The 26,834-nt window shown below is 47.6% G+C and carries 29 protein-coding genes; 8 read left to right on the top strand and 21 right to left on the bottom strand.

All coding sequences use genetic code 11. From position 1 onward, the window contains the following. Positions 1-161 precede the first annotated feature (161 nt). Positions 162-1,535, top strand: a complete 1,374-nt coding sequence (locus tag AC1XTG_RS01670) for a TlpA family protein disulfide reductase (RefSeq protein ID WP_484840753.1) — start codon at positions 162-164, stop codon at positions 1,533-1,535. 3 nt (positions 1,536-1,538) lie between these two features. On the opposite strand, the gene AC1XTG_RS01665 is transcribed toward AC1XTG_RS01670, so the two are convergent. Then, on the bottom strand, positions 1,539-2,168 hold the full coding sequence (locus AC1XTG_RS01665) for a hypothetical protein (protein ID WP_484840752.1): 630 nt from the start codon (positions 2,166-2,168) through the stop codon (positions 1,539-1,541). Positions 2,169-2,336: 168 nt separating this feature from the next. Beyond that, the gene (locus tag AC1XTG_RS01660) at positions 2,337-2,858 is read right to left on the bottom strand and encodes a DinB family protein (protein WP_056287653.1); all 522 of its coding nucleotides are present in this window, start codon (positions 2,856-2,858) and stop codon (positions 2,337-2,339) included. Between the two features lie 311 nt (positions 2,859-3,169). Here AC1XTG_RS01660 and AC1XTG_RS01655 point away from each other — a divergent pair, with 311 nt between their 5' ends. The 3 genes from AC1XTG_RS01655 to AC1XTG_RS01645 all read left to right on the top strand — a co-directional run bounded on the left by AC1XTG_RS01655 (position 3,170) and on the right by AC1XTG_RS01645 (position 4,744). Then, the gene (locus tag AC1XTG_RS01655) at positions 3,170-3,577 is read left to right on the top strand and encodes a nuclear transport factor 2 family protein (RefSeq protein WP_056287656.1); all 408 of its coding nucleotides are present in this window, start codon (positions 3,170-3,172) and stop codon (positions 3,575-3,577) included. Between the two features lie 78 nt (positions 3,578-3,655). Next, a complete protein-coding gene (locus tag AC1XTG_RS01650) occupies positions 3,656-4,219 on the top strand; it encodes a TetR/AcrR family transcriptional regulator (protein WP_056287659.1) in 564 nt (187 codons plus the stop codon). Between the two features lie 237 nt (positions 4,220-4,456). Further along, positions 4,457-4,744 carry a hypothetical protein gene (locus AC1XTG_RS01645; protein ID WP_056287661.1) on the top strand — a complete coding sequence of 96 codons (288 nt, stop codon included), beginning with the start codon at positions 4,457-4,459 and terminating at the stop codon, positions 4,742-4,744. A gap of 58 nt (positions 4,745-4,802) precedes the next feature. On the opposite strand, the gene AC1XTG_RS01640 is transcribed toward AC1XTG_RS01645, so the two are convergent. From AC1XTG_RS01640 to AC1XTG_RS01580, 13 genes are all read right to left on the bottom strand, one after another. Further along, positions 4,803-5,747 carry an L-histidine N(alpha)-methyltransferase gene (locus tag AC1XTG_RS01640; RefSeq protein ID WP_484840751.1) on the bottom strand — a complete coding sequence of 315 codons (945 nt, stop codon included), beginning with the start codon at positions 5,745-5,747 and terminating at the stop codon, positions 4,803-4,805. A gap of 16 nt (positions 5,748-5,763) precedes the next feature. Further along, positions 5,764-6,921 (bottom strand): ergothioneine biosynthesis protein EgtB, encoded by a 1,158-nt coding sequence (gene egtB / locus AC1XTG_RS01635; protein ID WP_484840750.1) that lies wholly within the window; start codon positions 6,919-6,921, stop codon positions 5,764-5,766. After that, on the bottom strand, positions 6,902-8,479 hold the full coding sequence (locus tag AC1XTG_RS01630) for an ABC transporter permease/substrate-binding protein (RefSeq protein WP_484840749.1): 1,578 nt from the start codon (positions 8,477-8,479) through the stop codon (positions 6,902-6,904). The genes egtB and AC1XTG_RS01630 overlap by 20 nt, the downstream gene beginning before the upstream one ends. Further along, complete coding sequence (locus AC1XTG_RS01625) at positions 8,479-9,432, bottom strand: ABC transporter ATP-binding protein (protein ID WP_484840748.1); 954 nt, start codon at positions 9,430-9,432, stop codon at positions 8,479-8,481. Before AC1XTG_RS01625 ends, AC1XTG_RS01630 begins: the two co-directional genes overlap by 1 nt. Before the next feature lie 73 nt (positions 9,433-9,505). Next, positions 9,506-10,888 (bottom strand): mercuric reductase, encoded by a 1,383-nt coding sequence (locus tag AC1XTG_RS01620; protein WP_484840747.1) that lies wholly within the window; start codon positions 10,886-10,888, stop codon positions 9,506-9,508. An 86-nt stretch (positions 10,889-10,974) separates the two neighbouring features. Further along, a complete protein-coding gene (locus AC1XTG_RS01615; RefSeq protein WP_484840746.1) occupies positions 10,975-11,901 on the bottom strand; it encodes a bifunctional riboflavin kinase/FAD synthetase in 927 nt (308 codons plus the stop codon). After that, positions 11,898-12,599: a tRNA pseudouridine(55) synthase TruB gene (gene truB, locus AC1XTG_RS01610; RefSeq protein ID WP_484840745.1), complete on the bottom strand. Its 702-nt coding sequence runs from the start codon at positions 12,597-12,599 to the stop codon at positions 11,898-11,900. Before truB ends, AC1XTG_RS01615 begins: the two co-directional genes overlap by 4 nt. Positions 12,600-12,632: 33 nt before the next feature. Continuing rightward, complete coding sequence (locus tag AC1XTG_RS01605) at positions 12,633-13,412, bottom strand: undecaprenyl-diphosphate phosphatase (protein ID WP_484840744.1); 780 nt, start codon at positions 13,410-13,412, stop codon at positions 12,633-12,635. Further along, positions 13,409-13,624, bottom strand: coding sequence for a DUF3098 domain-containing protein (locus AC1XTG_RS01600; protein ID WP_056287678.1), 216 nt, complete (start codon positions 13,622-13,624; stop codon positions 13,409-13,411). Before AC1XTG_RS01600 ends, AC1XTG_RS01605 begins: the two co-directional genes overlap by 4 nt. A 29-nt stretch (positions 13,625-13,653) precedes the next feature. Next, positions 13,654-14,532 (bottom strand): cell division protein FtsX, encoded by an 879-nt coding sequence (locus tag AC1XTG_RS01595; protein WP_484840743.1) that lies wholly within the window; start codon positions 14,530-14,532, stop codon positions 13,654-13,656. A 135-nt stretch (positions 14,533-14,667) separates the two neighbouring features. Continuing rightward, the gene (locus AC1XTG_RS01590; RefSeq protein ID WP_484840742.1) at positions 14,668-15,261 is read right to left on the bottom strand and encodes a bifunctional nuclease family protein; all 594 of its coding nucleotides are present in this window, start codon (positions 15,259-15,261) and stop codon (positions 14,668-14,670) included. Positions 15,262-15,489: 228 nt separating this feature from the next. After that, entirely contained in the window at positions 15,490-16,464 is a 975-nt protein-coding gene (locus AC1XTG_RS01585; RefSeq protein WP_484840741.1) for an electron transfer flavoprotein subunit alpha/FixB family protein, read from the bottom strand. 29 nt (positions 16,465-16,493) lie between these two features. Continuing rightward, positions 16,494-17,231 carry an electron transfer flavoprotein subunit beta/FixA family protein gene (locus AC1XTG_RS01580; RefSeq protein WP_484840740.1) on the bottom strand — a complete coding sequence of 246 codons (738 nt, stop codon included), beginning with the start codon at positions 17,229-17,231 and terminating at the stop codon, positions 16,494-16,496. A gap of 92 nt (positions 17,232-17,323) precedes the next feature. On the opposite strand from AC1XTG_RS01580, the gene AC1XTG_RS01575 reads away from it, so the two are divergent. Together AC1XTG_RS01575 and AC1XTG_RS01570 are read left to right on the top strand one after the other, a co-directional pair. Continuing rightward, a complete protein-coding gene (locus AC1XTG_RS01575; RefSeq protein ID WP_056287688.1) occupies positions 17,324-17,650 on the top strand; it encodes a tetratricopeptide repeat protein in 327 nt (108 codons plus the stop codon). A 179-nt stretch (positions 17,651-17,829) separates the two neighbouring features. Continuing rightward, positions 17,830-18,186, top strand: coding sequence for a hypothetical protein (locus AC1XTG_RS01570; protein ID WP_056287689.1), 357 nt, complete (start codon positions 17,830-17,832; stop codon positions 18,184-18,186). Between the two features lie 133 nt (positions 18,187-18,319). Here AC1XTG_RS01570 and AC1XTG_RS01565 read toward each other — a convergent pair whose 3' ends face one another. Together AC1XTG_RS01565 and AC1XTG_RS01560 are read right to left on the bottom strand one after the other, a co-directional pair. Beyond that, positions 18,320-19,624 (bottom strand): Gfo/Idh/MocA family protein, encoded by a 1,305-nt coding sequence (locus tag AC1XTG_RS01565; RefSeq protein WP_484840739.1) that lies wholly within the window; start codon positions 19,622-19,624, stop codon positions 18,320-18,322. Positions 19,625-19,682: 58 nt separating this feature from the next. Next, positions 19,683-20,981 carry an acetylxylan esterase gene (locus tag AC1XTG_RS01560; RefSeq protein ID WP_484840738.1) on the bottom strand — a complete coding sequence of 433 codons (1,299 nt, stop codon included), beginning with the start codon at positions 20,979-20,981 and terminating at the stop codon, positions 19,683-19,685. A 159-nt stretch (positions 20,982-21,140) separates the two neighbouring features. Between AC1XTG_RS01560 and rluF the strand changes: the two genes are divergently transcribed. Together rluF and AC1XTG_RS01550 are read left to right on the top strand one after the other, a co-directional pair. Continuing rightward, positions 21,141-21,887, top strand: a complete 747-nt coding sequence (gene rluF / locus AC1XTG_RS01555; protein ID WP_484840737.1) for a 23S rRNA pseudouridine(2604) synthase RluF — start codon at positions 21,141-21,143, stop codon at positions 21,885-21,887. Positions 21,888-21,983: 96 nt separating this feature from the next. Then, on the top strand, positions 21,984-22,688 hold the full coding sequence (locus AC1XTG_RS01550; RefSeq protein ID WP_484840736.1) for a hypothetical protein: 705 nt from the start codon (positions 21,984-21,986) through the stop codon (positions 22,686-22,688). Between the two features lie 42 nt (positions 22,689-22,730). Here AC1XTG_RS01550 and AC1XTG_RS01545 read toward each other — a convergent pair whose 3' ends face one another. The 4 genes from AC1XTG_RS01545 to AC1XTG_RS01530 all read right to left on the bottom strand — a co-directional run bounded on the left by AC1XTG_RS01545 (position 22,731) and on the right by AC1XTG_RS01530 (position 26,625). Next, positions 22,731-23,720: a bestrophin family protein gene (locus AC1XTG_RS01545; RefSeq protein WP_484840735.1), complete on the bottom strand. Its 990-nt coding sequence runs from the start codon at positions 23,718-23,720 to the stop codon at positions 22,731-22,733. A gap of 138 nt (positions 23,721-23,858) precedes the next feature. Next, positions 23,859-24,626, bottom strand: a complete 768-nt coding sequence (locus AC1XTG_RS01540; RefSeq protein ID WP_056287700.1) for a LytR/AlgR family response regulator transcription factor — start codon at positions 24,624-24,626, stop codon at positions 23,859-23,861. Next, on the bottom strand, positions 24,623-25,669 hold the full coding sequence (locus AC1XTG_RS01535; protein WP_056287702.1) for a sensor histidine kinase: 1,047 nt from the start codon (positions 25,667-25,669) through the stop codon (positions 24,623-24,625). The genes AC1XTG_RS01540 and AC1XTG_RS01535 overlap by 4 nt, the downstream gene beginning before the upstream one ends. Then, entirely contained in the window at positions 25,666-26,625 is a 960-nt protein-coding gene (locus AC1XTG_RS01530; RefSeq protein WP_484840734.1) for a GAF domain-containing protein, read from the bottom strand. Before AC1XTG_RS01530 ends, AC1XTG_RS01535 begins: the two co-directional genes overlap by 4 nt. Between the last annotated feature and the right edge of the window lie 209 nt (positions 26,626-26,834).

The raw sequence follows: 26,834 nt of genomic DNA, 5'->3' as shown, positions 1-26,834 counted from the left end.
AAAGATACCGCCGCAAGTCACTCATTCAGGAGGCAGTACAGGACAATGAGCGGGTGAATTTGTGACAGATTTTGAACAAGAACAATGCGCATTTTGTCGCCTGATTGCCGAATTCTCGTAAATTTATTCAAATTGTTCCTCAGATATTATAATATACCGCTATGATCCGGAATCTTTTGCTTTCCAGTTTGCCGCTACTCCTGCTGACCTCCTGCCAGGACAATGCGGCTGAGGAACGAGCGGATATCGAACTTCCCGTTAAAATAGAGGAAGGCTTTGGTCCCTTTGAAGCGCGGTACTCGGTCATGTTCGCTGAACATACCGGAAAAGACCCGCGAGCAGCGGGTTGGCTCCCTGTTTACCGGCCGGTGAAAGGTATCCCGTCAGATTGGAGTCATGTTGTAAAATCCATGATATTTCTCAACATATATCAGCTGGTATACCAGAATTTTCATGAGGGAAAGATCGGCAGGGAAATGTACCAGGAAATGCAGGAGTCGTGGGAATGGGTACCGGATGAAATCGCATTGTCCAAAAAGCCGATTAAATGTTTTGTGTATACCATCCGCGGCACAGACAAGCACGGAAAAGCTGCCGTGATGATCGATACAAATAACGATCTCGATTTTAGTGACGAAGAAGCTTTTTATCCCGAGAAGCTTTACGGGCAGGGAAAGGGGATGAGCCTTGACTCCATGCGCTCCGTTAAGAAGCTCTGGCGTGTTGCATTCGAGCGGGTGGAAAATGGGGAAGTTGTGCAGGATACATTACCCATGCTCGTCAAACATGCCGTGGACCATGAAGAGCGGCTTAGCTTCTGGTATTCCATTCCACGACACGGAAAGGCAACTTTGAACCGGGCCGGCAAAGCATTTGACATCCTGGTAAATAATGACTTTGACCGCGCCACATTCTACGAATCAGAGCTTTTTACCGACGCGCACCGCGAAAACGGGAAACGATTATCGGGCAGGGGCGTGGGACAGGGAGAGATCATTGAGGTGGGAAATTGGCTGAGTAAGTCCAAATACGGGTTTGCGGGTGTAAATATGCGAACAGGCGCTATCCAGCTTAAATGGGAGGACCCCGATATGGATAGCTATTCAATGCAGAAAGGATACCGCTTCAAACCTTTCGCAGAGCGTGATTTTAAAACGGGCAATGCATTAAAGCTGAGCGACTTCAAGGGTAAGTACGTTTTTATTGATTTCTGGGGAACGTGGTGCGGACCTTGCGTGGAAGACCTGCCTGCATTGCGGGAGATTTATAAAGAGACTGATAAGCAGCGCATTCAGTTTGTTGGTATCGTTGGAGAAGACAGTCGCGAGCGCCTCGACCGCTTTCTAAGAAAAAACCAGCTTGAATGGCCGCAGATTTTATCCGATAGCGTCAACAAGCTGGTTGAAACTTATAATATTCAAAGCTATCCCACTACTGTTCTGATTGGTCCCGACGGGCGCGTAGCTGCGCGGGACCTGAGAGGGAATGCACTGAGGGAAAAGCTGCGCGAAATTTCAGTTATTCCTTCCCCCTGATGCTCAGGGCTCCATTCTTTTAGGAGCACCCGCTGCTGGTGCCTGCGTTTGCGGCTGGGTAGAGATCTGATTAGGGGATCTCTGCACGGGCTGGGCATTTGCGGCCGGCGCTGGCTGCACAACCTGTCCCGGCTGGGCATTTACCGGCTGTGTTCCAGGTTCAGTGGTCGTTTGTGTGGTTATACTGGTCTGAGTGGTTTGCCCCGGGATAATCTGCTGCCCCCCCTGAACCGGCACTACCTGCGTGCCTTGTACCGTCACGGTTTGTTCTACCGGAGTGGTGGTAGTTGACTGATATCTTTCCGGGAAAGTCCGCGGATCCTGATTTGAGTTTACTTTCGGTACCTGACCTTCGGCTGCAACGTCAGCCTTGGCCGGCTCAAAGCCCAGATTTTGTACCTGGCTGAGGTTGGCAGGGCGCGGCAAGTTTGCAGGAGACTGACCTGCTACTGCTGGTGCGATCTGGCCGGTGGGCCGGGGCTGGTATCCCGAGTAAGAGGAGGTACCTTGTTGCTGGCCTGAATAAGCGCGTGGAACCTGGCCTGTCGGCGCAGGTTTGTTTTGCGAGAAAGATTCGTTGGCAGTGGCTAGCAATGCAATGGAAATGGCCACAACCAGGTGTGTGTTTTTCATTGTTCTGGATTTTAAATAATTGTGTAGAACTTACTGGTACGAAGGTAAGTACTAAAATTATTCCAGAAAAATATGCGATCTCTTATGTTGGTTTTCCAACCGGCAGATCAGGGTTTGCGAGCGGCAAAATCCTGATCTCCGGCTGCGAAAATTAAAGTGGCTAATAGACTACGATCTGTCCCAGAAGGCAGGTGGTTCAATACCCAGCGCGCGCAGGTACACAAATCCCTGACCGCGGTGATGGATTTCATTATCGATGATGTACATGAACAGGGAATGCACAGTGCCTTCATACATCCCATAAGCGGTATCAGTTTCCCGGAAGCGAGACGCCGGTATTTGCGGCCAGAGCAGGTTGATATATTCGGTAATATGGTCCCACAATGCAAGTACTTCCTGTTTTGTAGCAGGCGGTGGCGTAGAGAAATCCATTTTAGGCTCACCAAAAGTCCAGTCACCCGTTGCTATACCGCGGATACCCGGTGCGGTCAGCACGATCATCTCCATGGTCAGTTGCGCGAAAGTGCGCATTCCTCCGATTGAGAAATTGTAGAACTGTTCCTCAGGGAAAGCTTCAATGGCTCTTCTTGTAATCCTGCGGTGGCCCTGCCAATGCGCGAGGAGGTCTTCCGGTGTCAAAATGGGAATTTGTGTGTTGACTTCGCCGGTCTGAATGCTGTTGGTTTCCATGTTTAAGGCAGTTTTTGTTTTGGTTTTTTGTTACAGTACAAACTAAATGCAGCGAAGTGACAGCAGTATGTCAGCAGCGTTTGGAGTACTTAAAATATTTGTCAGATTGTGGGTTTGGAATTGTTTTGCACTGTTTCAATTGACACATCATACACTTCCGGAAGTGGCTCCATTGAGTCACAAATAATAGTAACAAGGTAGAATAGCGCAATCCGGTGTAAGAAGTTTTTTAAAGACTTGCGGATTTTGCTGGCAAATAAATTATTGTACATTTGTAGCGACTGACTAAACAGTCACTAAATTACAAACGCATGGAAACAAAAGAAATAGCAGAAAAATATTTCAATGCAATGGTGGAAGGGAACTTCGATGAAATGGCCTTATTAAAAACGCCTGATTGTGTGTATTGGTTGAGTGGTGATGGATCCTGGCCGTTTGGCGGTTACCAATCACTAGAAAACCAGGTAAAATTATGGGGCACGGTAGCAGAACGATTCCCGGAGGGAATGAAAATGACGCTTCGATCTATCACGGCAGACCAGGAGCGGGCAGCACTTTATGTTCATATTCGGGGAACGCGAAAGGATGGGCGTATTTACGAAAACGATGTGATGTTGCTTTTAACCTTTAAGAATGGCTTAATTAGCGGACTTTATGAATATTTGGATACCATTATGGTAAATGAACTATTCTGCGGCCCAATGGATGATATAAGGTAAAAGTCAGCAATACCAGGAATGCAATTGGGGTATATACGTGTTTTTATACTTCGATTGCATTCAAAATAATCTTAACCTATGGATAAAAGGGAAAAACTACTTCAAACCGCATTGGAATTGTTTGTATCACAAGGATTTAATGATACACCGACAAGTAAAATTGCAAAGGAGGCAGGGATAGCAACGGGTACTTTGTTTTATTTTTTTCCGACTAAAGATGACTTGATCATTTCACTCTACTTAAAATTAAAAGGATTGGCAGCAGAAAGTATAAATGTTGCATTAGCAGAAGTTAAATCAACAAAGGAAGCTATCAGGACGTATTACGAAGAATCACTTAAATGGTCGCTCCGTAGTCCCAACGAATTTTTGTTTCTGGCGCAATTCTCCAATTCTCCTTATCTGAAAAAAATTAACAACGATGAGATTTCAGCTCAGATAGCTCCTGTATTGCAACTTTTTCGTCTGGCTATCAGGGAACAACAGATCGCTGACACAGATGTAAACCTATTGTACATTTTGATCAGTAATCAGGTATTTGGTGTAAATCAATACCTTTCGTCAAATAAATTCACCAGAAAAGAACAGCACAAAATCATGGAGGATACATTCTCTATGTTTTGGAAAATGATTGAACGCTGATGCGTAACGAAAATAACAATAATAGTCACGGGAGCCACAGGAATGATTGGTATGCCTGGCTTTGAAAAGAGGCTTTCGAGGCTATTTATCGTTAAAGTTTACAGTCAGATTAATCTATGAAATATCGCCGGCGCACCTGCTGCGACGCCCAATGCAGCTATGCCAGATAGCTTACTAGGAATGCTGGCTGGGGCACAGTTTTTTAGATCTTTTCGGAACAAACCAAAAACGAAGATCATGGCTACTAAAAGCACTTCATCGAGCACAACAGATCACAAAGAAATCAAAGCCTGGGTTGAAAAACGCGGCGGAAAACCTGCAACTGTCAAAGGAACAGGAGATAAGGACGAACATACCGGCATTCTCCGGATAGATTTTCCGGGATATAGCGGCGAAGGAAAGCTGGAAGAGATTACGTGGGAAGAGTTTTTCGAGAAGTTTGACGAGAGCAATCTGCAATTCCTGTATCAGGATAAAACAGCCGACGGGAAGGAAAGCAGGTTCAACAAATTTGTTTCCCGTTAAGAAAGCTTTGATAATGCACGAAAAAGCCGGCCCCGCAAAGAGCCTGCTTTTTTTGTGATCAGGATAATGTCCAGAGGCTGTCGTTGAAGTAATGCTTGCAATCAAGGAAATGCTCCACTACGGTAAATCCGTTTTCCATAGCTACCTGCTCGATTTCCGAGATTTTGTATTTCTTGGAAAGCTCCGTCCAGATCAGCTCGTTGCGCTCGAAAGAATACGTGTGATTCGTTTCCTGTACAAAAATCTTTTGCGGCGACAAGCTGACCAGGTAACTTCTCACTTCGCCATTCAACGGGTTATAATGGGAGTAAAAGTCAAACTGCGTGGTATTGAAATTCCCGCCGAGCTCCCGGTTAATGCGGTGCAGGAGGTTAATGTTAAATGCTTTTGTGATCCCCTGCGGATCGTCGTAGGCGCAGCGGATCGTAGCCGGATTTTTTTGCAGATCAAAGCCGGTGAGCAGCTTGTCACCTGCTTTCATATTGCGGCGGAAGTCCGAAAGTAGTCCCTTTACCTGTTCCTGCTCATAGTTCCCGATATTTCCGCCCAAAAACAAAAACAAGCTGGGCGTATCCGAGCCGGAAAGCTCTTCCATCATCGAAAAGTAGTTGCCCACTTTCGGCGCGATTTTCAGCTCGGGTAAATGCGTGCGCATATTCTCCACCAGCTCGTCAATCGCTTTTTTGGAGATATCAATGGGTACATAAGAGAAATCAGCGCCGTTTTCGATCAGTTTTTTCAGCAGCTGCCTTGTCTTCACTCCGTCACCGGCACCAAACTCCACTACACTGAAAGCCTTGTCAAAGCCCAGCCTATTAAAAATTTGGTCACTTTGCAGCGAAAGGATTTCAAACTCGCAGGGTGTCGGATAGTATTCGGGCATTTTCATGATATCCTGAAAAATCCCGCTGCCAATATCGTCGTAAAAATATTTGGAAGAAATGTGTTTTAAAGGGGCGGTCAGGCCAATGTGTATATCTGTTGCAAATGAATTCTCTGACATATCTGGTGTGAAACGATTATTTAACCAACCTGATCGCGGTATACTGCCAGCGTTCAGGGGCGTGAAAAAAATTGCGGTAAGTACGTCGGCTATGCTCCGGCGAAGTAGCCACGGAAGCACCGCGCAATACCATTTGATTGATCATAAACTTACCATTGTACTCGCCAACCGCGCCGGGTGCCTTGGTAAATCCGGGGTAGGGAAGGTAGGCGCTATTAGTCCATTCCCAACGTTGACCCCAGTCAAGGTTAACAGAAGCGATTTCCCATTCAAATTCAGTCGGCAAACGCATCTGCTTCCATTGCGCAAATGCAGAAGCTTCATAAAAGCTCACGTGACTTAAGATCGCGTCCGGATCCACCTTTTGCAGCCCGTCCAGTGTGAAGTAATGCCACTCGCCAGAGACTTTATGCCAATACATCGGCGCATTAACAGCATGTTCATTTACCCAAGACCAGCCTTCGTCCAGCCAGAGGTTAAAATCGGCATAGCCGCCCGCATTCATAAATTCGAGGTATTCTGCATTGGTAACCAGTCCTTTGCTGATCTCGAATTCGTGCAGGTATACCTTGTGTTTCCCCAATTCATTATCGAAGCAAAAACCGTCGCCGGAGAACCCAATGTCATAAACTCCCTCAGGTACAGTTAAAAAGCCAATTTCTGTATTCCCAGAACCGACAAGATTGTGGCCGCCTTTGTAAACGGGAAAAAGCGGATTGTGGCCGAGAATGTACTTGATATCCGTGACCAAAAGTTCCTGGTGCTGCTGCTCATGATGAAGCCCCAGCCTGATCAGCGAAAGGGTATCCTGATCAAGGTCGCGTTCCAGTAGCTCGTGCATACATGCATCTACGTGGCGGCGATAAGCGTACACAGCCTCCGTGGTTGGTCGCGTCATGTTGCCGCGGTCGGTACGCATTGTACGTTCCCCGATGTTATTATAGTAGCTGTTGAACAGGAAATTGAAATCAGGATCGTATTCTTTATAACCCGGCTGGAACTGTTTCAGGATAAAGGTTTCGAAAAACCAGGTGGAATGCGCCAGGTGCCACTTGGGCGGACTTACGAAAGGAACGGGCTGTGGAACATAGTCTTCATTTGCAAGAGGAGCACAAATCTGCTCGCTATACTTTCTGACAGTGTTGAAATCGTCCCTAATGCTGTGGTTGGTCATCAGACAGGTACTGTTTTAATGCGGTTATGGAATTGATATGCAATGATTGTGCCTGTTGTTTTCGCATCATTAATGCGTAGGCATTGTTGAACCCGATCGGCGTGAGCCACTGCATGTTGTAAAGTCTTCCGAATTCTTCACTTACGTATTGAAACGTTTCTTCCCGGTTGCCACTTACCCTCTTGATAGTTTGCGGGTCGGGTTTGAGGATAACCAGCAAACCGGTTCCCGTGTATTCGGGGTACATATCTATTTCGTTGTTGGTGAGTGCGTCGAAGCAGATTTTCGTCCCGCCCAGTCCGGTACGCGTGACGGTTTTCAGCATTGTATTTCCCTCGATCAGTATTTTATACATATTGATCAGAATGTACTGTTCCGCGAAAATCTTTGAACCTAGCCGCACAATGCCTTTATTCCCATTCAACGATCTCTTGTACAATCCAACGGATTTGAGGAAGTCTGCGGCAACCTGCTCGGGAGCTTGTTTCAGGTAGTCGACGCGGTAATTCAGCTCTGTCATGATCGAGTCGTTAATCTTGCCCGCGAGCAGGTTCAAGGCAGTTTCCAGCTCAGGGTAGCGTTCCAGTGCATCTTTCCGGATCAGGGGCGAGGCATAATATGGGGGGAAAATGTGGCGGTCATCTTCCAGGGTGATCAGGTCAAAAGCTTTCAGGCGACCGTCGGTACTGTACCCGCTGATCACATCGAGCTTCTTTTCAAATGCAGCCTTGTACATAACCGCGTCGCTAATTACAACAGTAGAAATATCCAGTCCATATTTTGATTTTAATCCCAGATAACCATCCTCCCGTCCCATGAATTCGGGTGTAAATCCTGCCAAAAGCTTCGTTTGGGCAACAGGAAGCAGGTAAAAAGAGGAAAGGGTAACCAGCAGAACGGGAAAGGCAAAAAGGAGCAATCTCATTTTTTGGAAATTTGCTTTTTGCAAAAGCGATAGGAGGAAGTCGAAAATGATTGCCAGCAATGCGGCTGGAATCGCGCCTGCGAGGATCATATTACTGTTGTTCAATGCAATGCCGCCGAAGATAAACTCGCCCAGTCCACCTGCTGCAATGTACGCCGCCAGCGTAGCCACGCCAACATTGATGACCGCCGCCGTACGAACGCCGGCCAGGATAACGGGCAATGCAAGCGGAAGCTCCACGCTCAGCAGGATCTCGGAAGCGCGCATTCCCATTGCGCGGGCTGCTTCTGTAACTGCCGGATCTACGTTCCTGATACCGGTATAAGTGTTCCTGATCATCGGAAGCAACGCGTAAAGGAATAACGCGGTGATCGCGGGCATTGCGCCAATACCGAGCAGCGGGATCAGAAATCCGAGCAGCGCGATACTTGGGATTGTTTGTAAAATGCCGGCAATCCCCAGCACAAGCCAGGCCACTTTGTTTTTTCGGGCTATCCAGATGCCGAGGGGCAGTGCCACTGCTGCCGATAGCAGGAGTGAAATGCAGGTAAGACCAATGTGCGCCACGGTTTGGCTCAGCAGCTTGTCGGACTGCTGGGTCATAAAATCCCAAAGACCTTGTTGCTGCTCCATTAATGCACGCTTTTGATTTGATTGAACACCCGGAAAATAGCAGCCTGGTCGGCCCGCTTCTGAATTCCGGCAGAATCAGCTATAAATAACTCCTGCAAGTTGTGATCTGATAAGTAGCCTAATCCCTCCCAGAGACTTTGACCGGGATCAAACTGTGGTTGTTTGTCTCCATTCGAATCAGGCAATAAATCCCAGACCTGGCTGAATTTAATAGCACTTAGTTCGAAGAAAAGTCGCTGATGATCAAAGAATGAACTGATAAATGCATTTGCAGGCTTGAACAGCAGTTCCGACGGGTTACCCGATTGCACAATCTCCCCTTTATCCATGATCGAAACGCGGTCGCCAAGCTCAAATGCCTCCTGGACATCATGCGTAACCATCACGATCGTTGTTTTTTTCAGCTCAGGTAAGCGCAGGAATTCCTGGCGGATACCGGCACGGGTCACAGGATCAAGAGCGCCGAAGGGTTCATCCATTAACAGAACAGCCGGCTCGGCAATCAATGCACGCGCGACAGCAACACGCTGTTTCTGTCCTCCGCTGAGCTCATCCGGATATTTATCGCCAAACTCTCCGACTGGAAGTTGCAGCTGATCCAGTAGCTGCTCTGTTCGCCGCCTGGTTTTTTGCTGATCCCATTTCAGTAGTTTTGGTACAATCCCAATATTCTCGCGCACCGTGAAATGCGGGAACAGGCCATTATTCTGGGAAACGTAGCCGATTGTACGTCGGAGCTGTTCAGGGCTTTTGTCAAAAATACTTTCGCCATTGATCTCGATCTGCCCAGAGCTTGCCTCAATGAGCCGATTGATCATTTTGAGCGTTGTGGTCTTTCCGCAACCGCTTGTGCCGAGCAACACCATTGTTTCACCTTCCCTGACCTCAAACGAGATGTTCCTGACCGCCTGGATTTCTCCGTAATTTTTACTGATGTTTTTGGCCAGGATCATAAATGTGACTTCGCTGCTTGGGTAGCTGAGTTGTTTACCGCAATGGGCGGCAATATGTACCTATACAGGCAAATTAGCGAACAGGTTCCGTAAACAGGTTATTCAGCGACTCCGAATAGGTGGGGTGGGCGAAGATACCATCACGCAGCTGGTCAAACGTAAGTCCTCCCATGATCGCCAGCTCAATCGCAGTCACGATCTCGCCGCCTTCTTCTGCCAGTACTGCCGCGCCCAGGATTTTACCAGAACTGGTATCTACCACAGCTTTCATCATCCCGCGTGTGTCACCTGTTTCAATTGCACGCGCCACGCTGTCGTTCTTCATTGCATACACCTGAATATCAAGTCCTTTTTCCAGCGCCTCCTGTTCGGTAATCCCGACACGGCCAAGCTGCGGATCAATAAACATACAGTAAGGCTGCTGTCTGCCGGCAATGGAATCTTTCTTTTTCCCGATTACAATGTTGGATACAACGCGGTAATCATCGTAAGAAATGTGCGTGAATGCAGGTCCGCCTTTTACGTCGCCAATTGCGTAAATTCCCTTCACATTGGTTTCCAGTTCATCATTTACACTGATAAACCCTTTCTCATCCACCTTAATGCCGGATTTTTCGGGTTCGAGTTGATCAGTGTTCGGTTTTCTTCCGGTTGCAACAAGTACGTGTGTGCATTCTATTGTCCGGTTTTCGCCATTGCTGTCAACCGTTATCAGAATATCCTTTTTGCTCTTAGTGAATTCTACGGCTTTGGTGTTTGTAAGAATTTCGATATCCTCCTTTTCCAGTATGTCCGTGATTGCTTCGGCAATATCTTCATCTTCATGTTTCAGGATCCTTTCAGAAGGTTCAAGAATGGTAACTTTCGCACCAAAGCGACTGAACATCTGACCAAACTCGAGTCCGATGTAGCCGCTGCCCAAAATTAGCAAATGTCCCGGAACTTCATCAATGTCAAGTATCGTAGTGGAAGTGAGATAATCAATGCCGCTGATACCCGCCACATCCGGTACTACCGGGCTCAAACCTGTGTTGATAAAGATCAGATCGGCTGTAAGTACTTCCTCCTCACCATCATTTAATTGAATACTTACCTCTTTATTCCCGCTGAATGCAGCGTTTCCGTAAATCACATCGAGGTTTTTGGTATTGGCAAATCCCTTCTCCAGGTTGCCGCGCATTCTTTTCACAATCTCGTCTTTACGCTTCCTGACAGTAGTAAAATCCACATTCACCTGCTGCGTATTCACTCCGAGTTCCGCGCTGTTGTTCGCGACCCAGGCAGCTTTGGCCGAGGCGATCATGGCTTTTGTAGGGGAGCAGCCGTCGTTAACACAAGTTCCTCCGGCGAAGCGTCTTTCTATGAGAGCTGTTTTCATTCCGGACTCTGCCAACTTTCTGGATAGGGGAGTTCCTGCCTGGCCCGAGCCAATTACAATCGCGTCGTAGTGTTTCATGTTTGGAATTGCGTGTTATTTTCTCTTAAAATAATAAAAGCGTGCCGTTAAGACACGCTTTTGGTAAGCTAAGTAAAATCAGTTGCTCAGGAGAAGTAGGCGAGGGTGCTCTCTTTGTCGATCTGGATCTGCTTGACGAGCATATCCAAACCCCCGAATTTCTGCTCGGGACGCAGGTAATGTAACAATTCCAGTTTCAGGTCTTCTCCGTAAATTTCTTTGTCAAAATCAAAAAGATGCGCTTCAATCGTGCGTACGGTCCCGTCAACTGTCGGGCGCACGCCAATGTTGAGCATTCCATTGTAACTGACATCCTGGTAGGTGGCGCGGATCACGTAAACACCATTCATCGGCACCAGCTTGTACGATTCATGAAGATGTACATTCGCAGTCGGAAATCCGATCGTGCGGCCCAGCTGTTTGCCTTTCACCACAGTCCCTGAAAGCGTATACGCCCTGCCGAGCAGCTCATTGGCTTCGTCAATGTGGCCGGTGATCAATGCTTTGCGGATGCGGGAAGAACTGATCGCCATATTTTCAATGTCAGCGCGCAGTATCTCTTCCACCTCAAACCCATATTTTGAACAGTTTTCCTGCAGGAATTCAAAGCTGCCCTCCCGATTCCTGCCAAAACGGTGATCGTAACCGATAACCAGCTTTTTAGTCCCGATTTTATCAACTAAAATCTGCTGAATAAATTCGTCGGAAGACAGTTCGGAGAATGCGCGGGTGAATGGAACAATGGCGAGGTGATGGATTCCGAGCTGGGCAAAAAGCTCGATCTTTTCCTCAACGGTCGACAAAAGCTGTAAGGATTGACTGTCTTCGGAAACAACCGTCCGCGGGTGGGGCCAGAAAGTCAGCACCACGGACTCTCCGCCAGTTTGCCGGCAGATTTCCAGCAGGCGCGAGAGTATTTTTTGATGTCCCAGGTGAACACCATCGAAAGTGCCACTTGTAACTACGCCGTATTCCAGTTTGGAGAAGGAATCGAGGCTATGATAAATTTTCATTCGTCAACATCTAACTTCAGAGCTACTCGTTTCTGATGAATGAAATCGGTCAGATTCCAGGCATCTTTTAGTTCGAAGGCGCCTATTCTGGTCCTGCATAATGCACTCAGGTACGCGCCGCTTCCGGCGCACTCACCGAAATCACGAACAATACTGCGAATATAAGTACCTTTTGTACAAATGATCCTAAAATCAATCTCCGGAAAGCGCGCAGCATCAATCTCGAAAAGGGAGATCTCCACAGTACGTTTCTTGATTTCAGCTACTTCGCCGCGCCTTGCTTTTTTGTAAAGCCGCTCGCCATCAACGCGCACGGCAGAGTAAATAGGTGGTACCTGTTCGATCAGTCCTGTCAGCCTTTTACGTGCGGCTTCGAGCACTTCTGCATTGATATGGTCGGTAGGGTATTCGGCGTCGAATTCAGTTTCGAGATCAACGGAGGGAGTTGTTTTTCCCAGCACAAATGTGCCCGTATACTCTTTTTCCTGCGCCTGATAGGTATCGATCTGCTTGGTTTTTTTACCGGTACATAAAATCAATAAACCCGTCGCCAGGGGATCAAGTGTGCCGGCGTGACCGATCTTTTTGAATTTACAGGCTCTTTTGAGCTTGTTAGCAACATCAAATGAAGTCCAGGTTAAAGGTTTGTCAACTAAAATGACTTCTCCTTCATCCGGTGTATTGGTATCACTATTCAATGTAAAATCATTTTGGTGGGCGAAGAGCCTGGCTTATACGACATCGAGCTTGTAACCCGAAGCAAGCAGACCCAGTAAAATCAATCCAAGGATAATGCGGTAGTAACCAAAAACCTTGAAACCGTATTTGGTAAGAAAGCTGATGAAAAATTTGATCGCAAGCATCGCAACAACAAATGCTACCACATTTCCGATCAGCAACGTCTGAATATCCTCCGCTTTGATCGTATCGTACGTTTTCAACAGCTTATAGCCACCGGCAGCGGCCATGGTAGGCACGGCAAGGAAGAATGAAAACTCTGCGGCCTGCTTTCTGGACAACCCCTGCAACATTCCGCCGATAATGGTAGAAGCCGAGCGGGAAACGCCGGGTATCATTGCAATGCACTGGAAAAAACCGATTTTCAATGCAGTAGGCAGGGTAATTTCCTTTTCCCTGCTTGTATCGTTTGCAATTCTGTCGATGAATATCAGGATGATACCTCCCACAAGCAGGGATACTGCCACTACCACTACATTTTCCAGCAGCGCATCTATGAAATCATTCAGCAGGAAGCCGATTACTGCGGCCGGAAGGAATGCAACGAAAAGCTTGATATAGAAGTCGGTGGTCTGGAAAAAGCGTTTCCAGTATAAAACCAATACCGACAAGATCGCTCCGAATTGGATATTCACGGTGAACATTTTTGTGAATTCCAGGTGGCTGATCCCCATGAAGGAGGAAGCGATGATCATGTGCCCGGTAGAAGAAACAGGTAGAAATTCTGTTATTCCCTCAACGATTGCCAGGATAATGGCCTGCCAAATACTCATGAATTTGCCGGTTTACGTAAGATCGCCCAAAACTCGATGACAAAGCCCACAACCGTCACAATGGGGCCTAGGGTTAGTCCGAGGAAGCCGAAACCAAATTCCGTTGAATCAAAGCTCATGATCAGGAAACCTGCGAGGATTACTGCAATACCTATCAGCATCGTCGTGTAGTTGGACGCTGAGAACGGTAGTTCATTCTTTTTGCTGTTCATATCTTGTTCTTGTTGAAAGCTTATTCTTATCAATATAAATCATCCAGCGTCATGCGCAGGTACCGCGCCAGCGATTGGTATGTACTCGAAACGCCGATCAGGATTCCCAGCACGAGCACTGTTCCGACGAGTATCGCAATCTTATCGTACTCCTGCAACATTGCAAGTCCCTCCACATTCCGCACTGCAACCTGCTGCAACACGACCAGCAGAACGCCCGCTAAAACGCCACCAACCAGTCCCTGAATGGCGCCGCGCACTACATAAGGTCGCTGAATAAAGCCGTTTGTAGCACCTACAAGCTGCATACTCCGGATGAGAAAACGCTGCGAGTAAATAGCAAGCTTGATCGTATTGTTTACCAGCAACACGATGATAATCAGCATGATCAATGCAAAGCTGGCGAGTACAATGTAAATCTTTGTAACGTTCCGGTTGATATTATCCGCAAGGTCTTCCTGATAAACCACTTCGTAAACACCCTTGATCTGTTCCAGGTCTTTCTTGATCTGGGCGAGCTTGGCTTCTTCAAAATAGTCTTCGTGGATCTTGACACGGTAGCTGTTCCGCAATGGATTTTCGCCGAGGAAAGTAGCGAAATCCTCTTTGGTACCTTCTATGAATTCCTTGGCTGCTTCTTCTTTGGAGACGAAAGTAATGGCTTTGGCCTCAGCAGAGTTGAGAACGAAAGGCTTCACTTTCACAACATTGAGAATAGAGTCTTCTGCGGCTTTCGTCAACTGCTTGTCGAGGAAAATACGAACCTCAATATTCTGGCGAATGATCGAAACCAGTTTCTTAGATTGGATCACCAGAAGTCCGCAAAAACCAATGAGAAACAGGGCGGCCGTAAGGCTCATCACAATCATTGCATTCGGGTAACTTCCAATCTTTTTCTTTTTAGGCATAGCGGCTCTGAATTTCGCTTTTGTGAATGCGGGCTACCACAAAGTGACAGCGGCAAAAATAGGGATTTATAATTCAAAAAAGCCGGATAAGCGGCTTTCCTTAACTATTTTTAACTTAAATGAGCAGGTAACAGATCAGTTCCTTCTTCCCATTTCATCACGGATCTTCGCCGCTTTTTCGTAATCTTCTTTCGAAAGTGCGTCGTCCAGCATGCGCTGTAATTCGTCCAGTGACAAATCCCGGATCACATCCTTGGAGCCGGAAGGTTTAACGGTTTCCCGCACGGCATCTTCATCCTCATCTTCTTCGTCGGATAATGAACTGGATACGATACCGGCCTCGGATAAAATGCCTTCGTAGGTAAAAATGGGGATATCGAAACGCAAGCCGATCGCGATGGCATCGGAAGGTCTGGCGTCAATCTCAACTTCTCTCAGATTATCCGTGCAAACGATTTTTGCATAGAAAATACCTTCTTTGAGGTCCGAAATGACGATTTCCTTCAATGTATAATTCATTCCATCGGCAAATGACTTGAACAGGTCGTGCGTCATCGGGCGATTGGGGACTATATTTTCTATCTGCACGGCAATAGCCTGGGCTTCGAAAACGCCGATGATAATGGGTAGGCGACGGTTGCCCAATTCCTCCCCTAGAACAAGAGCGAAAGATCCGGCCTGTGATTGGCTCGGTGAAAGTCCCAGAATTTCTAACTTGATTTTTTTCACGTTAAACTAAATGCGCAAATATGGTTAACAGCTGTGTGAATTGTGCCTGGGCGGAATTTTTGATGCAAAAATAAATAACCCGTGCTGCATAAAAAAATCGTGCACGGGTTATCATCGGCCTTAAAACCGAATGCTCTCAAATATACCTCGTTAAGGGACTGATTTAGAAGCTATTTTTTATTTCTGTTTTGGCAAATATTCATTTAAACGCTGAAAATGCGCGAATTCTCATCTGATCGCCTTTGCAGCAGCAGTAAGCCGGGGCAGGATTTCGAATACGTCACCAACAATTCCGTAATCTGCCGACTTAAAGAACGGCGCCTCAGGATCTTTGTTGATCACTACAATGCATTTGGACCCGTTCACGCCGGCCAGATGCTGTATCGCACCTGAAATACCGCAGGCGATATAAAGGTTGGGCGCTACTTTAATGCCGGTTTGGCCGATATGTTCATGATGCGGTCGCCAGTCAAGGTCGGAAACGGGCTTGGAGCATCCGGTAGCTGCGCCGAGTGCGCTTGCCAGGTCTAGCAACGCCTGCCAGTGTTCCGGACCTTTCATTCCGCGGCCTCCCGATACAATGATCTCGGCCTCAGTCAATGACAATTCACCACTTGCTTTTTCTACATCAACTACATTCGCCTGAAAATCGGCATCGCGCAATGCAGGTGAAAACGGCTCTATGGTCGCACCGGCGGTATTCAGTCCGGCTTCGTCTATTTCGATTGCATTCTTTCTTACCACCAGGAACTTGATCTCCGACTTGATCTCAGTTGTCGCAAATGCCTTGCCGGTGAAAATGCTGCGGGTTACCTTAAATGTACCTTCTGTTTCGGGCAATGCAGTTACACCCGAGACTACACCGGCTTTCAACCTGGCCGCGGCCCTGGCAGCAATGGCGTCACCTAGTCCGGATTTTGGTAAAACAATGATTTGGCTTTGTTCCTGAGCAGATGCCTGCACCAGCACATCGGCATAGGCCAGACTGTTTTCATGAGCGAGCTTTTCACCAGCCGCGTGCAGCACTTTTTCAGCGCCATAATGGCCGGCCTTTTCGAGCTCGGCAGAACTTGCATCGCCAATTGCAAGTACAACCGCTTTTCCGTTTACCTGAGCGGCCACTTTCGCACCATAGGCGACTGTTTCCAGTGAAGTTTTTTTGATTGAACCGTTATCCAGTTCTATAAAGATCAATACGGACATGATTTCTTGATTTAGATTTTGGATGAAGCTTAAAGAACTTTTGCTTCTGATTGCAGCAGCCGAATCAGTGTCTCAGCCTCTTCTGCCGGGATCATCTTGCAGGCTCCTTTCGGGGCAGGTAGCGAGTAGGTTACAGGCGCGCTCATTTCCTCTGTCGCCACCGGCTCCACCACTTTGAGAGGCTTTGTTCTGGCTGTCATAATCCCGCGCATATTCGGAATTTTCCATTCTGCAATCGGTTCCTGGCAGCCGAGTACAAGCGGCAGGTTGGCTTTGAGGATCTCCTTTCCACCATCAATTTCACGCGTGATCGTGGCTGTGCTGCCTTCCAGTTCCAGTTTCATGACGGGCGAGTAGGAGTTGATCCCCAGCATTTCACCGACCATTCCGTGCACCACGCCGCTATTATAATCGATGGATTCCCGGCCCATTAAAATCAGGTCGTAGTTTTCCTCCCGGGCAATCGCCGCGATCTGCACCGCAGTGAAGTAGGAATCCAGCGGCTCTGCATTGATACGAATAGCATCATCTGCGCCGATAGCCAGCGCTTTGCGGATCTGCGGCTCTGCATCGGCTTCTCCTACGTGCAGCACCGTGAGCGTACCGCCTGTTTTTTCCTTCAATTCAACACCCCTTGCGAGTGCATAATCGTCGTAAGGCCCGATAATATATTGTACCCCCGCTTTGTTCAGCCGGGTATTGTTATCGGTGAAAGTTATTTTGGATGTTGTATCGGGTACATTGGTAATACAAACGAGAATTTTCATGAGTATTTGGTTACCTGTATTATGTTTGTGACAAAACCTTTGACGGGCAAATTAAAGGAAATAGAAATAGTATGCAAGCATAATACTTTGCAATGAGCAGCACATTACTGACCAACTTACTGGCATTTTACGAGGAGGATCCCAACGATCCATTTAACATTTACGCACTTGCAATCGAGTACATGAAATCGGATGCAGGTCAGGCGGAAGTGTATTTTAACAAACTGCTGGATGGTCACGCAGATTATCTTCCAACTTACTATCACGCTGGCGCATTTTTTGCAGAAAGTGGCGAGGTTAAAAAAGCTGAGGAAATTTATCAGAAAGGTGTGGAACTTGCTCGGAGGCAAAACAATGCCAAAGCGTTACGTGAGTTGCAGGGTGCTTACAATAATTTACTCGACGAGCTCGAAGACTGAGTTATTTTGTGTAAAAATTTGGATAAATGCCCTAAAATGCGCTATATTCGTGTATAGTTCTATATTTTGCCAGCGACTCTCCGGCATTTATAATTCTTCCTCATCAATATTTAGCCCGATTTTTTAAAATAGCTTTCCTTGTAGGTCACCGGGAGAGACATTTACTTATGCACAGCATTATGGAAAAAGAACTGTTTATACCACAAGTAGTAAAGTGGGCCAAAGCCCACGGATTTAAGGACATTCAGGCTAATATAGAAGGCTACGAAACCCCGAAATCCTATGAAAGGGCAGCCGACAATGCTAAGTTTACTCCTGACGTTACGGGAGTGAATATGTTCAACAGACACTACCTGGAAGTCTCTATCAAGAGCGATCAGATGAGAGGCAATATCTCCAAATGGAAACTGCTGAGTGAATTGGCAGGAATGAAAGGGGCAAAGCTGTATCTTATGGCGCCACGCGGGCACGTACGTTTCACACGTGAGATCATTGACCAGTACAACATTCCCGCAGAAGTGGTGAAAATTGACTGACCAAATTGAAATGCAAACAGGTGGCGCTTCTCTAAGGAGCGTCACCTGTTTTTTGTGCATCCTGGGATTTTGAATGGTTTGTTAATAGTCAGGTTTTGTCATTGAAGTGTCATTAAATGACAAAAACAAAACTCTACACTTCTGGATACTTCCATTCCCCGCGGTACTCCCGGCTTAGCAGCTTGTTTGCCTCTGCATCGCCTTCGATCGTTTCTTTTTCTCCGTCCCACACAATACTTCTGCCGAGCTTGTAAGACAGCATTCCCAGCAGCGCCACGTTTGTCGAACGCTGGCCCACCTCGATCTCGCAGATCGGCGGCTTGTTGGTTTTAATTGAATTCAGGAAATTGGCCCAGAGTTCCTGGATATTCTGATCGTCGGGCTTATTCAGCTTCGCATCTTCGTGGATAACGGGCTTTTTCGGGTCAGTCGGATAGAATGTCCATCCGTCTAGCCAGCCCATGTGGAAAGTACCTTCCGTTCCGTAGAAATAAACGCCAACAGCTTGCTGAGGGTGGGTTTTCTCCGCATTGTTTGCGGCAAAATTACGATGTTCCCATTCCAGCGTAAAGCCGTCGAAATCGTAAACAGCTACCTGGTGATCGGGCGCGTCCGTATTATCCTGGCGAATTGCGCGACCTCCGGTGGAGTATATCTTCTTCGGGTACTTCTGCTCCGACCACCACAAAACCTGATCAAGCCAGTGAATTCCCCAGTCGCCCAGCGTACCGTTGGCAAAGTTGAGGTAATTACGAAACCCTCTTGGTGTGATCGTCTTATTATAAGGTACCAAAGGCGCAGGTCCGCAGTAAAAGTCCCAGTCAAGACCTTGTGGCGGCTCCTGATCGGGCGTTTTCTGTCCCGGGCCTCCGCCATAATGAACAAATGCACGCGCCATTCCAATCTTGCCCGCTTTCCCGGATTTCAGAAACTGCATTCCTGAAACATTATGAGGCGAGACGCGCCTGTGCGTACCTACCTGCACAATTCTGCCGTGTTTGCGCGTGGCGTTTACCATTGCACGTCCTTCTTTAATGGTGTGCGAAATGGGTTTTTCCACGTACACGTGCGCACCTGACTCTATTGCCGCAATGCAGCAGAGTGCGTGCCAATGGTCCGGCGTGGCAACGATCACGATCTCGGGCTTTTCCTTCGCCAGCATTTCACGATAATCCCTGTACAGCTTCGGCTTATCTGGCGAGAGCTTGGAAAAAACTTCCGCACACGTTTTCAGCTGGTTCTGATCTATGTCACAAAGCGCCACCAGCTTTGACTCGCCGGCCTGCATGGCGCAGCGCAGGATATTGGTACCCCACCAGCCCGCACCGATCAATGCAGTTTTGTACGGAGATGCTCTCCTCAGGGCAGTTAATAACGGCAGCGAAGAAAACGCCGCCCCCGCCAAGGCCGATTTTTCAATAAAACTCCTGCGATCCATAATTTTATAATATCATTTGTTGGGATTGGAAGATGCTCACTCATTCAATCATTTCTCATTACTTCCCCTTCAACTTCTCCACCAGCCAGTTATTCATAATATCTCTCTCCTCCTGGTAAGTCCAGTGGCCGGTATCCTGGTACAGTTTCAGTTCTTTGGGCGCGGTGGTTACATTGTAGGCAGCATACATGGATGTAGGCGGACAGGTTTCGTCGTTAAAGCCCCACATGTAGAATCCAGGCGCTTTTACGCGTCTTGCAAAATTAACTACATCATAGTAGCCCACAGTCGCCACTTTCGCATTCGTGTTATTGACACTAACTCCGTTTTTGTCAAAGTAATGAGGCCAGCCGCCTGCCCGGCCGTGCAGGTAACCCGTTACATCACTCAATGCAGGGTAAAATGCGCCCAGCCATTTTACGCGGGGATCAAGACCGGCTGTTACGATTGACAATGCGCCACCCTGGCTGCCGCCGGTAACCGCAAGGTTGGTGCCGTCGAACTGCGGCAGACTAACCAGGAAATCGTTGGCACGCACGCAACCGAGATATACCTTTTTATAGACGAATTTGTCCCTGTCGTCAAGATTGTAAGCAGGATACCCGTTCAAAGCACCTTGTCCAAGATCAATGTAAACCGACGGGTCCATTGTGACCGGAATCCCGTGAATGCCGATTTCGAGTGTGATAATCTCCTTATCAGCAGTGGCGACGTCACCATAATAGCCACGGACTCCCGCACCAGGTACCCGCAGTAATGCAGGATATTTACCTTCCTTTTTCGGGATACTCAAAATACCGTAAACCCTTACACCTGGTCTGTTATTTTGCAGGTTAAGGTGATACACATTTGTTTTTTCTGTGCAGCGCTCAGGCAGCAGCGTCATTTTTGCATCCATTGGTACAGCAGCCAGCTCCTTTTTTGCATTGGCCCAGAATGTATCGAAGTCTTCCGGGTTTGAAACCGTCGGCTGAATTTTCAGTGGTTCAAATGCGGCAGTAGCCAGACCGCGGAACTCGCCTCCGTCTACATTGGCCCAAACAATACACCTCAGAAAACCGGGTGCTTTCAATGTGCCGCCGTCAATGGTCAGTTTTCCATCGGCAGCAGTTTTGCTTTCTTTAATAGTCGGGTCCATCTTCTCCAACCCAATTTCATATCGCAGCTGCGCATTTTTGACCGGAAATCCATTTCTCAGGACTTGTACGGTGAACTGCACTTTTTCGCCCGTTTTGTAAGTCCAGTCCTCATGATTGGTACTCACAATTACTTCCACGGGCCGGCGCGCGGGCTGTGCCTGAAGTGTCAGGACGGTTAGCCAAAAGAAAAGCTGGCAGAGCAGGAGACGATTTTTCATAGAATAATAAATGATCTTTCTTATTTGTAAATAGATTTAGAGATGAAGGGTAAAGTTGCAAAACCACGAATTCTTTGTCTGAACGATGATAATTTTTCAAAATCAACCCAAATTTGCTTTGTCAACCGAAGTTGTTTTTTGATTCAAATCCGCAACAAATTGGAATTAACAAGAATAAATAAGTTTATCAGCGAGACAGGTTACTGCTCACGCCGCGAGGCCGACAAGCTGATTGAGCAGGGAAAGGTTACATTAAATGGGAAAGTGGCGGTGCTAGGCGACAAGGCTTCGGCAGCTGACGATGTACGTGTGAATGGAAAACTCCTGAAAGCGAAAAAGGCAGGAGTGTACATCGCATTCAACAAGCCGGTGGGAATTACCTGTACTACGGAGAAAAATGTAAAAGGTAACATCATTGACTATATCCGCCACAAGGAACGCATTTTCCCGATCGGCAGGCTGGACAAACCTTCCGAAGGGCTGATATTCCTGACCAGCGACGGAGATATCGTCAACAAAATCCTGCGCGCCGGCAATAACCACGAGAAAGAATACGTGGTGACGGTCAACAAACCCATTACCGACGGGTTCATCGAAAGAATGGGCGCCGGCGTTCCGGTACTCGGAACGGTCACGCGGAAGTGCGTCGTAGAAAAGGAGGGCAGCTTTGTGTTCAGGATCATTCTTACACAGGGACTCAACCGGCAGATACGCAGAATGTGCGAATTCCTGGGGTACCAGGTGACTAAATTGAAAAGAGTGCGTATTATGAATGTGACACTTGACGGTCTGCCGGTAGGTAAGTGGCGCGATCTCACTGAGGAGGAAATGGCGGAAATCAATGCGGCCGTCGAGAGTTCTGTTAAAACACAGGAAGGTTCGGTGATTGACAACTGGGAAGAATAAGAAAATGTCGGGTTGTAGCCGGCTGGCGGCGTGAAAAGTTTATCGGATTTATTTAAATTTAAACGTAAATATTCATATAGCCAGTCACTTACTGCCATGAAGTACCTCCCGCTTTTTCTGTTTACTACATTGCTGGCTGTTTCCGCAAATGCACAATCCGGCAAAAACGCTTACCAGGTAAAAACAGGAAATGATGCAAATAAGGTGATACCCTACGAAGGCCGGTACCAGTTCCCTGACTTTCGCGACGGGGAGGTATTTTTCAGGAATGGTAATAGTTCGAGGGCAAAGATGAATTACAACAGGGTGCACGGAGAAGTGATGTTTATCAGTCCGGCACGTGACACCATGCTTTTCGCCAACGCAGATTACATCAATCACATTCTGATTGCAAATGACATTTTCTACTATCAAAAGGGCCACGGACACGTGCGACTCGAACGCGATCTCGGTAATGTGAAGCTGGGCAGAAAAGAGTTTCTTGCCAAAATGGATCACGAAAAAAATGCTGCTTACGGGCAGTACTCGTCTACTTCCGCGATTTCCAGCTACTCTACTTTTGTAAACTCAACTGGTGAATACCAATTTTTGAATGTCAACGAGAGAGTAATGCTCGCCAAGCGCGCAGTCTTTTTCTTTATTGATAAAAACAACATATTATATGTTGCCAACCGGAACAACCTCCTGAAAGTTTTCCCATCAAAAAAGAGCGCAGTCAACAAATACCTCCGGGAAAACCAGGTGAACTTCGAATCAGCAGCAGACCTGGAAAAAGCGATTGTTTTTTGCAATGCATTATAACAAGCGGTAAGTTGACGGGCTGTATCAGACCGTCAACTTGAACTACATCAAAATATTATTCACCGCCGTAATAGGCGCAGGAATGGAAGTCTCATTTAGCATTTCACGCAAATCAATCTCGATCGTGCGGCAGATCGACGTCATAGGGATATCGTTAATGGCGTTTTCAAAGGGATTTTCGCTGGTATCTCCCACAATTTCCATTGTATGGAAAACCCACGCGATCAGCACATAACTTGGTATCGCCAGGAAAATCAATCCGTCGCCCAGCTTGGCAAATTCATTGATCAGCCCGAATGGGAGGGCAAGAATGAAAAGCCACACGAACACTTTGCTGAAATATGCATACTGGCGGGGAAAAGGAAAGTTCTTGATCCGCTCGGCAGCGCCCTGCTGGTTGTAAAACTCCTGCACCAGGTTCATCATATGAAAGTAAAACAGCTCATTGATCCGCCCCGCCCGGAACTCGTCGTCGAGCTGCTTCGCCTGCGCTTTCATAATATGGGTCGCCGGGTTTTTGCGGGTCTGGTAGAAGGCGGCTTCGTCGGCAGGTAAAAAGCGGTTTAGCATATCCGGCATCGACTGGTCGGCGGGAATGTGCTGTTCTTCCACGACTGCATTGGCCGTCGCGCCCGGATCGTTCCAAACGCTTTTAGACCGCAACTGAATGCGGACTGCATTAACGTAAGCAATGTGCCGGTGGATCAGTTGCGCCTTCACTGATCCTTTACCCGTCCCTTCGGATTGAATGTAGGTACAAGTTGTTGCACCGAAAGTGCGGCTCGCATTTACGATCGCGCCCCAGATGCGGCGTGCTTCCCACAGCCGGTCGTAAGACGAATTGTTTTTAAAACCCACGTAAAAGGCAACCGCGGTACCGATCAGACCAATCGGGACAAATGAAACGCCGAGCGTGTGGCCCGACAAATAGCTTATCGCGCAAAGTGCGGAGGCGTAAAGGAAAAAGAACACCAGGGTTTTCCAGGCGAAGGAAAGGACGATTCCCAGCTTGATCTCGCGGGCAGTATACATGGTAGTTTAGTAGAAATTGTAATGCTGCAAATCTTTCCCTTTTTCTCCTAAGCCGAGCCGACTTTCTGGGCGAAGCGGAAATAATGCAAATCAAACAGCCAAATTGCAAGTGTAAAACGGGCTTCCTGTATCCTTATATCAGTCTTCAAACCACTTTTTAAACACCGGAACGCGTTCCTTGCTGATCAGGATCTGGTTCGGCGAAACCGGGTTTGTGCGCAGAAGCAGCCTTCCATTGAAGTATAGCTCAATTTCCTGGATACATTGTCGTGAGATGATAAACTGGCGGTTTGCACGGAAAAAGTTGGTGGGGTCCAGTTGATTTTCGAGTTCTTCGAGGGATTTGTCTATGACAAAATTACGGTCGTCATGCAGGGTAGCTACTACCACGCTGTTACGGATTGTAAGCCACGCAAAATCCACATCGCGCAGCGGGATCAGCTTGTCACGATAGGGGACCAGGAAGCTCTTGCGAGGGTTTCGCCGGTTCAGGATTTGGGTATGCATTAATTCTTCAAGATACTTCACCTTGTTGATCGCATTCTCCTCATTGAGCTGGTAGTACTTGTCAAGACTGAATTTCAATGCCTCCTGCCTGATGGGTTTGAGCAGGTAATCGATGCTGTTGAGCTTGAATGCGCGCAATGCATATTCGTCATGTGCGGTAGTAAAAATTACCGGGCAGCCGATTGATATTTGTTCAAAAACCTGAAAGCAGGTACCGTCGCCCAGCTGTACATCCAGGAAGATCAGGTCGGGTACAATGTTGTTGCTAAGCCAGTTTACAGCCGTTTCAACACTTTCCAGGATATCCAGGATTACAGTTTTCGGATCGATCTTTTGGATCAGCTGTGTCAGGTATTGCCCTGCGGGTTGTTCGTCTTCAATGATCAGGATTCTTGTCATGGAGCTTCAATCAGAGGAATTTTTACTGTAAACTGTTGTTCGTCTTCAATCAGGGAGGGTTTCTGGCCGGTCTGTATCTTATAGCGCTTGTCGAGATTTTGCAACCCGATGCCCGTTCCTCCCGAATTGGCTTTTTTGTTAATCGTATTCATTACAATCACCTGCTTTTCCTGCTCGTTCAGCCGGATTTCGATAAACAGGACCTGCGTACTTGTGATCACATTGTGCTTGATCGCATTTTCAATCAATATCTGCAGGGACAATGGGACCACATACCATTCCTTTCCCGTTTCGGTGTCAATGAAATCGAAAGCCATTTTATCACCAAAGCGCGCCTTGTGCAGGTCGAGGTAAGCACGCGCCGCCGCCAGCTCGTCAGTAAGCAGCACAAGTCCCTGGTTTTGTACTTTCAGATTGTAACGAAGGATATCCGACAAGTCGAGTACAATGCGTTGTGCCAGGTCGGGATTGGTGGCAATGGAGATATTCAGGATGTTTAATGCATTGAAAAGGAAATGCGGATTAAGCTGGTTGCGCAATGCTTCGAGCTGCGCTTTAAGCTGCTCCCGTTTGAGCTGCTCATTTTCCAGCCCGATCTCATGGTTTGCCTGGGTGGTCAGCAAGAAGTTGCGGTAACCCAGGATCGCGAGCAGCAATAATATATGATAGAGGTAATAAACTACCCTGAAAATGATCATATTGGTATTATCCTCGTCCAGCGCGAGTTTCAGCTGAAAGAGAATCTCGTTGATCGCAAAGAATAGTAAGACGAGGAGCCCGGCTTGTACCCACTTGCTTTGCCGGTTAAACCAGCTCGGCTTCTGATAGGTGTAATGCAGACAGATGTAAATGAAAATCCAGGCGAACTCGAAGCTGATGATGAACTGAATGCAGATGTCGAGAAGACCACTCCCAATCCGCGCGGGATTGAAGAGCGCCGGCCACACGAATATCAGCCGGGGAATTGTGGCAAAAAGACTTAAAATGAAACAGAGACGCCAGCCCAAAGACATCCCGTTCCGGTAATTCATGTCGGGGGTCATGCCACGTTGCTAAGTATTGCTGCTTCCGACAAAGTTGATTTTCTTGATGTAAATAAACTGTTTTGGATCAATGCAGCGAGACGAACGATCAATTCGATCTCGGCTTCTGACCAGATCCTGAGATCAAATGTATCTTCCACTGCGATGTAGGCGATCCATTTGCCTTCCAGCGTCAGCGGTACAGCCAGCAGCGATTGAATATCATGGCGGCTCAGCCACTTGCATTCACTTACTGGCAGTTCGGATACCAGTTCAGTAACTACGTTACCTGCCTCAAACAGGGGTCGCCACCTGGAAAAGTAGGGGATATCAAGGGGGCTTTGGGAAAGCGAATGTTTGAGAGAGACGCCCGAACCCGCAGCTTCTGCTTTTTTCACGATATGCAATCCGCCGTCGCCGGCATTTTGCGCCACGCACAGGTACATTCTGCCCAGGCTCATTACTTCCGTCACCAGTTCAAATGTGCTGGTAGCGGCTTCTGAGGCTGACAGCTCCGGACTGTCGAGCAGCTCGGCGCAGCGGGCTAGTACCTTTCTGTAAAGATCATCGTTGCTCTGTAAATGCTGGCTGATCTTCTGTTCTGCGTTGCTGCGCCATTTGGCCAATGTATTTTCCAAAGCCGGGATCCAGCCGAGCTTATCGTAACAGTTCATGTAATAATTGGTGTCAGTTACAGCGAGCGTGAGCTGTGAGGTAACCGGACAATGCGTTTCCGACATCACGAGGCAGGGCAGCTGGCTGCCAAGCAGGTCGGCCAGGTCGGTGATCTTACCGTCGGGCAGTACGCAATTAGATATAAGCAGGTCGTATTTGGCTTCGTAGAATGCTTTGATCGCCGATTGTTTGGAATCTACCTTTTTGATCTGAAACTGGTAACCGGCATAGCTCAGGGAATCTTCCAGGAGATTCAGCCACTCGCGTTGGATGGCAACGATCAGGAGGTTCAAAGGTTTCATAACTTAGAGCAAGGTGTATTCTTTAAGATTGTATTGGCAATCGCGCCTGAATCTTCTCAAAATCGTACCGGTCTGAGAATTACCGGGTTCGCTTGATGAAGGTCTGATTTTTCCCGGTGCGTGTGTTTCAAGTGTGGGGGCTGTCAGTTTACAACGCAGTGCGCAGCAAACTAGTGTTTTGCAAGTATACTGATAAAGGTAGAAATATT

It is taken from the genome of Dyadobacter sp. HNCC25DJ183, assembly GCF_056895175.1.
Note: the sequence above shows the minus strand (reverse complement) of the source record. Positions and strands in the feature narration are given on the sequence as shown.